Source organism: Spirochaetaceae bacterium (assembly GCA_009784515.1).
Lineage (GTDB): Bacteria > Spirochaetota > Spirochaetia > WRBN01 > WRBN01 > WRBN01.
This window is the reverse complement of record WRBN01000066.1, coordinates 1-11,049: the sequence shown is the minus strand read 5'-3', so window position 1 is coordinate 11,049 and position 11,049 is coordinate 1. Positions and strand designations below refer to the sequence as shown.

Genomic DNA, 11,049 nt, shown 5'->3' with positions numbered 1-11,049 from the left:
GAATTAAAAAGTAATAATTAAGAATTAAAAATTTTTGCCTTCCCAATTATTAATTATTAATTTAATTGCAATTTTAACTGCTGGTTAGTAGCTTGCTTAACGCTTTTTAAAAGGGTTTTTTCTAAACGGCGGCCGTATTGCCATAACTCTTTAAGCAGTTCTAAATCGGCTTCGCCGGCGTTTTGGCTAAGTTCGCCAATTTTGGCACGAAAATCGCTAAAAGATAAAGCTTCGCTGGCCGGCGGAAAGGTTAGCCGATTGGCACAGTAGCGGCGCCATTCGTTATAACTCTTTTCATCTAAGAGCTCGGGGTAGTTACGGCCTAAATATCTTTTAAAAAGTTCCGGCGAACGATTATCTTTGAAAGGTAAAATCAAATGAGGCAGCTCGAGGGCTTTAGCTTGGCGGATACTTTCAAAAAGCCGTTTTTCGCTGTCGCTAAAAAAGCCGCCGCCGTAAATAAGCAAATCTACTTCGGTTATAGGTTCTTTGCTATCGGCCCCGCCGGTTAAAGCTTCATCGATGGCCCTTAAATTGGCGCTAATCGGCTCAAAGTTATCTTTTATGAGCTGCATACGGCTTAAAGCTAACTCTTTAGTTAAGCCCGAACGTTCTTCGCAGCCTTTATCCCACACCTGTAAGGGAAAGATGGCCGGGCATTTATTTAAGCGCACACCTTTAATATGAATGCGTTCGGCATCGGCGCTTAGCACACTGCGCGAGGTAAAATAGCGGCTTACTACCTCTTTAGCGGGCAGATTGATAAGCAAAGAGGGGTCGTAACGTAAATCGTAGCAGTAAATTTCTTTACTGTTTAAACTATTGGCCATCAGCGGCAGCATAATAGAGCTGGCAAAGCCGTTACTGTTAGTAAGCATACGGCTGGTATGTACAAAAGGCTCGTTAGTTTGTAAATTAATGTAATGCCAAAGTTTGCGCGCATGCCGCTGTTCAAAGTGAAATTTTACCAATTTAGGCTGTTTATTATTTAACAGCTTGATAACGGCGATGGTGGCTTTTACATCGGAGAGGGCATCGTGGGCATAGCTATGGGGTAAGTTGTTAGCCTGTGTCAATTTTTCTAGCCTAAAAGTAAAACGGCCTTCGTCATCGCTGGGCCAAATTATCCCTTCGGGCCGCAGGTCGTGGCAAGCTAACACTAAATCGATAATATCGTAGCGGCTTTCGGCGTGGTTATAAATATCGTAAAAGTTACGGTAAAAAAGATTGCGGATAAACTCGTCATCAAACCTAATGTTATTAAAACCGGCGACGCACGTACCCGGCCGGCTAAATTCGTTAAAGATAGCTTTAGCCAGCTCGTGCTCTCGCAGGCCGCTATCAATGTAGTGGCTGGGCAGCAATTTATTAACCAACACGGCTTCGGGCTTGGGCAGGTAATCGGGGCTTAGGCGGGCGTATAGGGTGTGGCCGTCGTCAAGCTCGTCAAAATTAAGGTTGGTACGCAGGCAGGCAAAGCTGGCTATGCGGTCTAGCCGGGCATTTAAGCCGTAAGTTTCTAGGTCGTACCATAAAATGGTTGGGTTAGCCATAAAAGCAGTTTAATAATTTTTGCTGACTCTTGCAAGGCTGTTTGTGTTTTTTAAAAAAGTTTTTGCAAGTAAAATGTTGGCTATTTAGCTTAAATAAAGGTTATTGGATAATAAATTAGAAAAAAAGTATAAAAAAATATACATTTTTTTTCAAAAAGTATAGACTTTTTTTAAAAGTATGTTAAAATAAATAGTAATATTTATTAAAAAAACAGCTTGAGTATTAATTTGAAAAGAGAGGAAATATTTATGAGAGCAAGAGCGCATAGGTTAAAGCTGATTGAGCGGCTAATCGAAGACAAAGAGGTTGGTAGCCAAGACCAATTACAAGAAATGCTTAGAATAGAAGGCTTTGTGGTTACACAAGCCACTTTAAGCCGCGACCTGCACCGTTTAAAGGCTTACCGAGTAGTTGATGAAGGAAATAACTTGCGCTATGTTATTTCGCAGGAAGTAGTTAAACCGCTTGATGCCGAATCTAAAAGTGATGTGGCCCGAGGGTTGTTATCGATAACTCTTACCGGTAACTTAGCGGTGGTGCGTACTCCGGCCAATTTTGCTGCCGTTTTTGCGATGGCTTTTGAGCGGCTGGCCCTAAACGAAACCATTGGGGTAATAGCCGGCGATGATACGGTGTTTATTGCCGTAAAAGAAGGTACCGATATTGATGTGCTTAAAGCAGCCATTAAAGCCAAAGTGCCGGAGTTAAAAATTAAAGGCTTTAAAGAACTTGATGACGAAGAAGACGATGACGAAGATGACGACGATTAAGTAAGTTTAAAACCCTCCTTACGGAGGGTTTTTGTTAAATGTTTACAATGTAGGCTTTTATAAAAATAAATAAGGCTATAAAATAATAACAGAAAAAAGAGTAAATAAAATCGCAAAAGATGCGAAGTTTTATCTTTTTTTCGCGTAATTCACGTTTTTGGCGGTTAATCTTCTTTAGATGTTCTCTAAATTAGATTAACGTGCTAACCTCTCCCACCCCCCGGACGGGCTTGAAAAACCTCCCGTTTTCGTGCTACATTATAAAAAAGTTACGGATAAAGAAATCACATTCTTAATTCTTAATTACTAATTCTTAATTAATAAAAGAAGGTTTTCATGCAAAATATTCAGCAGCAGGCCATTAACACACTCCGCACTTTGGCCGCCGATAGCATACAGGCCGCCGGCAGCGGCCATCCGGGCTTGCCTCTGGGGGCTGCCCCTGCCGCTTACACCTTGTGGGCAAAGCATTTAAATATTAATCCCGCTGCTCCTAACTGGCGCGGACGGGATAGGTTTATTTTATCGGCCGGGCATGGTTCGGCTTTACTTTATGGCTTAATGCATTTATTTGGCTTTAAAGTTAGTTTAAACGATATAAAAAACTTTAGGCAGCTAAACGCCATCACCGCCGGCCACCCCGAATACGGTTATATTGAGGGGATAGAATGCACCACCGGCCCGCTGGGGCAGGGCCTTGCTAATGCCGTAGGTATGGCAATGGCCGAAAAACATAAAGCAGCTCTTTATAATCAAGATAATTATCCTATCTTTAATAATTACACGTATGTGCTGGTGGGTGATGGCTGCCTGATGGAGGGGATTAGCGCCGAAGCCTCTTCGCTGGCCGGTACATTTGGTCTTAACAAGCTTATCATTTTGTATGATAGTAACGATACCACCATCGAAGGCGACACTAACCTTACCTTTACCGAAGATGTGCGGGCTCGTTATGCGGCCTATGGTTTTGCCGCTTTTTTGGTAGAAGATGGTAACGATGCAGAGGCTATCGATAAGGCAATAACGGCCGCTAAAGCCAGCGGCAAGCCCGGTTTTATCGAGGTAAAAACCAAAATTGGTTACGGCAGCCCGCGTGAGGGCAGTGCAAAATCGCACGGTGAACCTTTAGGCGAAGAAGGTGTTAAAGCTTTAAAAGAAAAACTTGGCTGCCCGCCGGACGATTTTTTTATCGCCTCTGAGGTAAAAGAACACTTTAAAGAGCTTATGGCCGGTAAGGCTGAGGCTTATAATAAATGGCAAGCAAATTTTGAAGACTATCAAAAAAAATACCCAGAGTTATATAGCCGTCTTTTAAAAGATGAAGAGCCTATCGGTCTTGATAATCTTTTAACCAATCAAGATTTATGGAACTTTCCCGAAGAGCGAATAGCCACGCGTACCCTATCGGGGCAAATTTTAAATAAGTTACAAAATAAATACCCGCAGCTATGGGGCGGCAGCGCCGATTTGGGGCCTTCTAACAAAACAATTTTAGCAGGCAGCCCAAATTTTAAAGAAAATGCTGCCGGCCGCAATATTGCTTATGGTGTGCGCGAGCAAGCGATGGCGGCCATTGCCAACGGTATTATGCTTTACGGCGGCAGTTTAAGTTATGTGGCTACCTTTTTTGTTTTTAGCGATTATCTTAAGGCCAGTTTGCGTCTTACCGCTTTAATGAAATTGCCGTTGATTTATATTTTTACTCACGATACTATTGCGGTAGGGGAAGACGGCCCGACGCATCAGCCTATCGAGCAACTGGTTATGCTGCGGGCTACCCCCAATTTGCTTACTTACCGCCCGGCTAATGGCTACGAGGTGATGGCCGGTTATGCTTTGGCCCTTAGCAGCCGCACGCGGCCAACGGCTTTAATTTTAAGCCGGCAAAATCTGCCTTACTTAGCTTTGCAAAGCCCTAACGCTTTAAAGGGGGGCTATGTAGCGGTCGATAATGAGGGCTTTAAGGCCATTTTACTGGCCTCTGGCAGCGAGCTGCATTTGGCCATCGAGGCCGCTAAGTTGTTACAGAGCGAGCATATCCCTGTACGTGTAGTAAGTATGCCTAGCAGCGAGTTATTTTTGGAGCAAGATGCCGCCTATCAAGAAGAAGTGCTGCCCAAAAGCTGCCGCAAGCGGTTGGCTATCGAGGCCGGCAGCAGTTTAAGCTGGGCTAAGCTGGTGGGCCTAGACGGCGATTACTTAACGATGGATAGATTTGGCTTATCGGGTAAATATAAAGAGGTGCAAAAGCACTTTGGGTTTACGGCCGAGAATGTGGTTAATAAAGTAAAAAAATTACTTAGCTAAAATTAAAAGGTTAAGCCATGAAAAAAACAACATTAATATTGCTGACTATAACTTTATTGGCCTGTGGCAATTATCAGCAAGAAAACATTGGCCTAAAGGTGATACAAGTAACGGAGGCCGGCGGCGTAACCGATGGCAGCTTTAACCAAGATGTCTTTTACGGCATAAGCCGCTTTTTTGCCGCTAATCCTTTGGCCGGCAGCTACAGTTACGTGGCCAGCCCTAGCCACGACCTGCTGGAGCAAACGGTGCGCAACGCCGCCGATGAAAACCCTACGGTGTTAATTACCGCCGGCTTTAATTTTATTGATATTATAGCCCGCGTGGCCCCGCTGTACCCCGCTATTAATTTTATTTTGGTTGATGGGTTTGTCGACCTGCCCAACGTTAAAAGTATTGTATACAACGAATATAACGCCGGCTTTTTGGCCGGTCAAATCACCGCTTTAGCGGCTTTACGCGATGGGCTGGAAAGCCCCGTCTTTGCCACCATCGAGGGTATGGAGGTGCCGGCCGTCGTGGCTTATCGTAACGGTTTTATGGCCGGGATAATCGAGCTAATCCCCGCCGCTAACTTTGAAAGGCTGGCGCTTAATAACTGGACCGATGCCGCCACCGCCCGCAGCTTTGCCCTAATGTTAAGGCAGCGGCACGGCGATAATTTGTATGCCATTAAAACGATGGCCGGCAGCGCCAACGGCGGGGCCATCAGTTTTGCCCGTGAGCTGCACCAGCAAGGTGAAAGGTTATTTATTGTAGGGGTAGATACCGATATGTATGCGATGGGTTTAGTAAGTGATGGCCATAGTGTGGTATTAACCAGTGCCTTAAAGTTGTGTAATGTAGATATTTATAATGCCTTGCACAGCATAGTGGACGGTACTTTTACCTCTGGCCTTACCGAAGGTGAAACCGGTTTTAGCGCCACCAATATTTTGGTGCAGGGATTAGTTTTACCATAGTAAAATAACTTATTAATCCCCTTCTTTGGAGAACGGGCACCCGAAGGGTGGGGTAGGGGGAATAGTTACCCCTTGCTAAACAAAGCCATTAAAATGACATCGTGCCATTGGCCGCTGCGGTAAAGTTCGTTCTTTAAACGGCCTTCTTCCACAAAACCTAGTTTTTGGTAGCATTTAATGGCCGGCGTATTAAAAGAAAAAACATTTAACTTAATTTTATTTAAATTTAGCTCGTTAAAGATAAAATTATTAAGCAAGCTAAGGGCCTCGTAGCCATAACCTTGTCCTTGATAATCCGCTCCTAAACCGATACCAATTTTGCAGTTGCGGTTGGTAGCGTTAAAATTGAATAACCCACAGTCGCCGATAAGTTTATCATCACCGGTACGGCATATGGCAAAGGTAAAGTTGGGTTTGTCTTCGGCTTTTATGGCTTTTTCAATGTATTTGCGGCCTTCCTCTAAACTCACAGGGAATGGCGGGTCGTTATCGCCGCGTACGCGGCTTGGGTAGTGGTTGACGTTGTTTACGGACTCTATCAGGTCGTCTTCTTTGTAAGCGCGTAAATATACTTTTTTACCTTGTAAAGCATTCATTATAGGGTTCCTCCAATAAAAACTATCGCTTGGTAGGGCTTTAACTCCATCGTTGTGTTATGAATTGTCGCATCGTTATAGTTATTAAAAATTAATTTGTAAATACCGATATTCTCTAAATTAAAGCTGGTTTTAACGTTAAAAAAATTGCATACTACGATAACAGTTTCTTCTTTTAAGGTGCGGCTATAAGCATAAATATGCTCGTGTTTAGCGGCCAGCTGCTCATAGGTACCGCTCTGTAAAGCAGGGTAATCTTGTCTTAACTGTAACAACTTAGCAAAGTTACGGTACACCGAACCGCTGGCGTTAAGTTCGTTTTCGGCATTAATCGTGGCGGCTTCTTTAATAAAACCTAACCAAGGCGTACCGCCGGTGTAGCCATAACCGGGCTTTTCGCCATTCCATACCATCGGAGTGCGGGCATTGTCGCGGCTTTTGGCGGCCACTATGGCTAAGGCTTCGGCCTCACTTTTACTTTGTCTTAAAATTTTATAGTAGTTGATGGTTTCTACATCGCGGTAATCGTCAATGCCGGTAAAGCCGGCGTTAGGCATCGCAATTTCTTCACCCTGATAAATATACGGCACACCGTACATCAAAAAAGTAGCACAGGCCAACATAACGGCGCTTTGCCGGCGGTATGCGCTATTATTACCGCCCTCGCTAAAAAGACGGCTCACTACGCGCGGCTGGTCGTGGTTACTCCAAAAGAGGGCGGTAAGGGCGCCGCCGGCCTGCATTTGGGTTTGCCATTGGTTAAATAACTGTTTCATGGCCATAAAGTTAAAGGGAGCAAGGCTCCATTTATCGCCGCCGGCATAATCTAGCTTTAAGTGATGAAAGTTAAAGACGGTATGCAGCTCGTCTTGTTTAGGACCGGCATATTTTAGGCAATTTTCTATGCTGGTGCTGCTCATTTCGCCCACCGTCATAACATCAGCGTATTTACCAAAGGTGTTTTGATTAAGTTCTTTAAGATAACTGTGGATATTAGGCCCATCGGTGTAAAAGCGGCGGCCATCACCCTGCGTATCATCTTCAAAAATTTTGGGTTTACTAATTAAGTTAATTACATCAAAACGTAAGCCTTTTACACCTTTATCTAACCAAAAATTAACTACTTTGTACAGCTCGGCGCGTACTTCGGGGTTATCCCAGTTTAAATCGGCCTGCGTTACATCAAACAAATGTAAATACCATTTACCTAATTTGTCTACATAATGCCACGCATGGCCGCCAAATTTGCTTTGCCAGTTGGTGGGCGGCTGCCCGGGGGTACCATCTTTAAAGATATAATAATTTTGGTAACGCTCCTCACCGGCTAAAGCTTTTTGAAACCACTCGTGCTGGGTGCTGGTATGGTTTAATACCATATCCAGCATAACTTTAAGACCTAACGAAGTAGCTGTTTCAATTAACTTATCAAAATCGGTCATTGTGCCAAAGCGCGGGTTAATGCTGCAATAAGCGGCTACATCGTAGCCGTTATCGTTCATGGGGCTTACATAGATAGGAGTAAGCCAAATATAACTTACCCCTAAATTTTTAATGTACTCCAGTTTGCCGGTAATGCCGGCAAGGTCGCCCAACCCATCGCCATTGCTGTCGGCAAAGCTGGGCACGTAAATTTGATAGACAGATTGTTTATTAAGCTGCACTCATCGCCTCGTCGGTTTTATTCTTTTTAAAGAGCATCATCGTTAAAAGTACCGATACGCCAATGGTAATGGCCATCGCTACAAAATAAATCGGCCAAAAACGCGGCTGCACCGTTAAAAAGGCTGGGATACCGCCTAAGCCAATACCGTTGGCTAGTACGCCGCCTAAACCGCAAACTACCGCACCGCTGGCGCTGCCAATCATAGCGCAAAGCATAGGGTACTTCCAGCGCAGGTTTACGCCAAAGAGAGCCGGCTCGGTAACACCTAAATAAGCGCTAAGCATAGCCGGGACGGTAAGGTCGCGTTGTTTTTTGGTCATAATTACAAAAGCCAGTACGGCGCTGCCTTGCGCCATATTACTTAAGGCCAAAAGCGGGAAGATAGGCGTACCGCCAAAGGCTTGTACCATTTGCATCTCTATGGCCATAGTGGTTTGATGAACACCGGTGATAACCAGCGGCCCATAAAAAAAGCCGAAAATGGCGCTGCCGATAGCCCTAAAGATGGCAATATCGCCACCCAGTAAAAAGTTGACGGCAGCGGCTACGCCATTGCCAATCATACGGCCAAAGGGGCCGATAATAAGGTGGGCCATAAACACGCCGATAACTAAAGCAACAAAAGGCACTACCAGCAGGTACAAAAAGCTAGGCACTTTTTTGCGCAGCCAGCGCTCAATAATACACATAAATACGGCGGCTAAAATGGCCGGAATAACCTGCGCTTGGTAACCTACACGCTCTAAGGTAAAAAAGCCAAAGTCCCATACTCCCGGTTCGGCAAGGCCCAAAGCGACATCGCCTAAAGCCCATGCATTAAGGAGTTGCGGGCTTACTAAGGTAATACCCATAACAATACCCAAAATAGGTGGGGTGCCCATTTTGGTGGCTACGCTCCACGCAATACCTACCGGTAAAAAGTGGAAGATGGCCTCGCCCAGCAGCCATAAAAAGTGATGAACACCGGCCCAAAATTGAATATCCAGCAAGCTATTGCCGCCAAATTCCAGCTCCATCACGTTGCGGGCGCCTAAGATTAACCCCCCCGTAATAATGGCGGGCAATAAGGGAATAAAGATGTCGGCTAAATAACTTACGCCGCGCTCCAGCGGGTTCATGTTCTTTTTAGCCTCTTGCTTAAGAGTTTCTTTAGCTTTGGTAAGCTCTTCTAGGCCGTTTTCTTTAACAAACTGGACGTAGTATTTATCCACATCGTTACCAATAATGATGTGCAACTGGCCAGCATTTTTAAAGACGCCTTTAACGGTAGGGGCCAGCTTTTCTAACGCAGCAACATCTACCTTACTTTCGTCTTTTAAAACAAAACGCAGGCGGGTTACACAGTGCATTAAGCTGCTAATATTATCTTTACCGCCCAGCAGCTCGATAATTTTAGCCCCTTCTTCTTTGTTATAAGTCATGTACTTATCTCCTTTACAATAATATAATATTTTAGCATTGTTTTTAAAAATTGGCAAATAAAATTTTTAAAAACTTGCTTAAAAAATTAAGAAGTAAAAACTAAGAATTAAGAAATGAGGAATTGTTAGGTAACTATCCATCTATAGGTACTAAATATTTAACGCAAAATTACGCTTACAGGCCAAACTTTTAAATTTTAGCTTTACTTTAGGCCCAAGCTATGTTAAACTAAAACTATGAAAAAAATATTAATTTTATTTTTATTACTAATAGCCATAAATGCACAAGGGCAGGGGTTGCCGGTAGCGGCTAACGCTACTTTAGCCAGTTTGTTCCCTGATGAGAATTTGAGAAGAGTGGTGGCGGAGCATTTAGGGCCTAATGCCGGTTTAGTGGGGCAAAGGTTGAGTGATGTTTTGGCGAGGATTGAATGGCTTGATGCAAGCGGAGAAAGAATTAGCGATGTAGAAGGTATTGAATATTTAATTGGCTTAACTTGGCTTGATGTAAGTTTTAATAATTTAACTAGCTTAGATGTAAATAGTATTACTAATTTAACTCATCTCAACGTAAGTTTTAATAATTTAACTAGCTTAGATGTAAGTAATCTTATTAATTTAACCTATCTTAATGTAGGGCTTAATGCCCTAATTAGTTTAAATGTATGCAATCTCACTAATTTAGAATGGCTAAGTGTAGAACGTAATGGCTTAACCAGCTTGGATGTTAATAATCTTATTAATTTGGTTTTTCTTAGTATAAATAGAACTTCTATAACAATTTTAGATATAAGCAAGCTTGCTAATTTACGTATTCTTAGTGTAGGTGATACTGGCATTACTAGCCTTGATATATGCAATAATCCCAATTTAGTAGAGATTGTTTTAGGGGGAAGTTTAACTGTCCATCATATTACAGGTTTTCACCCGCGTATACTGGTAAGTTATCGTTAGTAATAACCTCTATCTTAGCAATAAAGATTATTACTAAACTATTTTCCCTTAGCTTGCACGCAGGCTTTGAGCAGCTTCTACTAAACTATCGGCAATGGCCTGACAAATTTCTTCAAATTTCCTTCTGTAAGTAGCGATATCAGCTCTGCTATTTACGAAGCAAACTTCTATAATAATAGGGTTTTCATTACAGTCATTTAAAAATGGTAAATCATTTCGAGGGAATATCACACGTTTTGGTATTATACTAGCATCGTACATAACATCATAAAGTGCATCGGTAACGGTTTGAGCAACTGCAGCAGCTGTAGTATTTCCAGTTCTGTAAAGTACTTCTGGCCCCACAGCTCTTGATATAATGATATCCTCAGTAGCATTAAAATGTATATTCACATCCAGTAATCTGTTTTGTGTATTATGAAATCTTACAATAGCAGCACGACTAGCCTCTTCCGTAGCACTAATTCTATCGTGAAATTTAAAAACTTCTACTCCTCTCTCTATTAATATCTCTTCTACTCTATCCACCACAGTTACTGCCTCTAGGCGTTCATACATGCTCAAATTTGGGCGTTCAGCCCCCCAAACCCTATCACTATGCCCGCTGGAAATAGCTATACGTATGGGCGGCTGCGGCGGATTAGGTTGCTCGGAAATTTCATTACCTGTTGCAGGCCTATCACCACCGGGAGGATTACCTTCAGGAAAAGTTTCGTTACCGCTCATTAAAAAGCCGTTAAGTTTATCCTTTATTAACTTAACCTCATTCGCTTGGTCCGGTAATATCCGCTGGTTTGTCGAGCTACCCGTTGTTTGTAATTT

8 protein-coding genes and 1 pseudogene are annotated in these 11,049 nt (G+C 43.1%); 4 read left to right on the top strand and 5 right to left on the bottom strand.

Annotation, left to right across the window (positions count from 1 at the left end; translation table 11 throughout):
• Positions 1-56 precede the first annotated feature (56 nt).
• The gene (gene sbcB, locus FWE37_07435) at positions 57-1,553 is read right to left on the bottom strand and encodes an exodeoxyribonuclease I (protein MCL2520813.1); all 1,497 of its coding nucleotides are present in this window, start codon (positions 1,551-1,553) and stop codon (positions 57-59) included.
• Positions 1,554-1,802: 249 nt separating this feature from the next.
• On the opposite strand from sbcB, the gene FWE37_07430 reads away from it, so the two are divergent.
• The 3 genes from FWE37_07430 to FWE37_07420 all read left to right on the top strand — a co-directional run bounded on the left by FWE37_07430 (position 1,803) and on the right by FWE37_07420 (position 5,593).
• Positions 1,803-2,324 (top strand): ArgR family transcriptional regulator, encoded by a 522-nt coding sequence (locus tag FWE37_07430; protein MCL2520812.1) that lies wholly within the window; start codon positions 1,803-1,805, stop codon positions 2,322-2,324.
• A gap of 336 nt (positions 2,325-2,660) precedes the next feature.
• Positions 2,661-4,631, top strand: coding sequence for a transketolase (gene tkt / locus FWE37_07425; GenBank protein ID MCL2520811.1), 1,971 nt, complete (start codon positions 2,661-2,663; stop codon positions 4,629-4,631).
• Between the two features lie 17 nt (positions 4,632-4,648).
• Positions 4,649-5,593 carry a BMP family ABC transporter substrate-binding protein gene (locus tag FWE37_07420; protein ID MCL2520810.1) on the top strand — a complete coding sequence of 315 codons (945 nt, stop codon included), beginning with the start codon at positions 4,649-4,651 and terminating at the stop codon, positions 5,591-5,593.
• A gap of 65 nt (positions 5,594-5,658) precedes the next feature.
• Here FWE37_07420 and FWE37_07415 read toward each other — a convergent pair whose 3' ends face one another.
• From FWE37_07415 to treB, 3 genes and pseudogenes are all read right to left on the bottom strand, one after another.
• On the bottom strand, positions 5,659-6,189 hold the full coding sequence (locus FWE37_07415; GenBank protein ID MCL2520809.1) for a GNAT family N-acetyltransferase: 531 nt from the start codon (positions 6,187-6,189) through the stop codon (positions 5,659-5,661).
• Positions 6,189-7,850, bottom strand: coding sequence for an alpha,alpha-phosphotrehalase (locus tag FWE37_07410; GenBank protein MCL2520808.1), 1,662 nt, complete (start codon positions 7,848-7,850; stop codon positions 6,189-6,191). Before FWE37_07410 ends, FWE37_07415 begins: the two co-directional genes overlap by 1 nt.
• A pseudogene (gene treB / locus FWE37_07405) lies at positions 7,840-9,240 on the bottom strand (PTS trehalose transporter subunit IIBC). Before treB ends, FWE37_07410 begins: the two are co-directional and overlap by 11 nt.
• A 270-nt stretch (positions 9,241-9,510) precedes the next feature.
• Between treB and FWE37_07400 the strand changes: the two are divergent.
• Positions 9,511-10,227: a hypothetical protein gene (locus FWE37_07400; GenBank protein ID MCL2520807.1), complete on the top strand. Its 717-nt coding sequence runs from the start codon at positions 9,511-9,513 to the stop codon at positions 10,225-10,227.
• A 48-nt stretch (positions 10,228-10,275) separates the two neighbouring features.
• Here the strand turns inward: FWE37_07400 and FWE37_07395 are convergent.
• Positions 10,276-11,049 (bottom strand): N-acetylmuramoyl-L-alanine amidase (locus FWE37_07395; GenBank protein MCL2520806.1); only part of this gene is annotated, 774 nt, incomplete at its 5' end.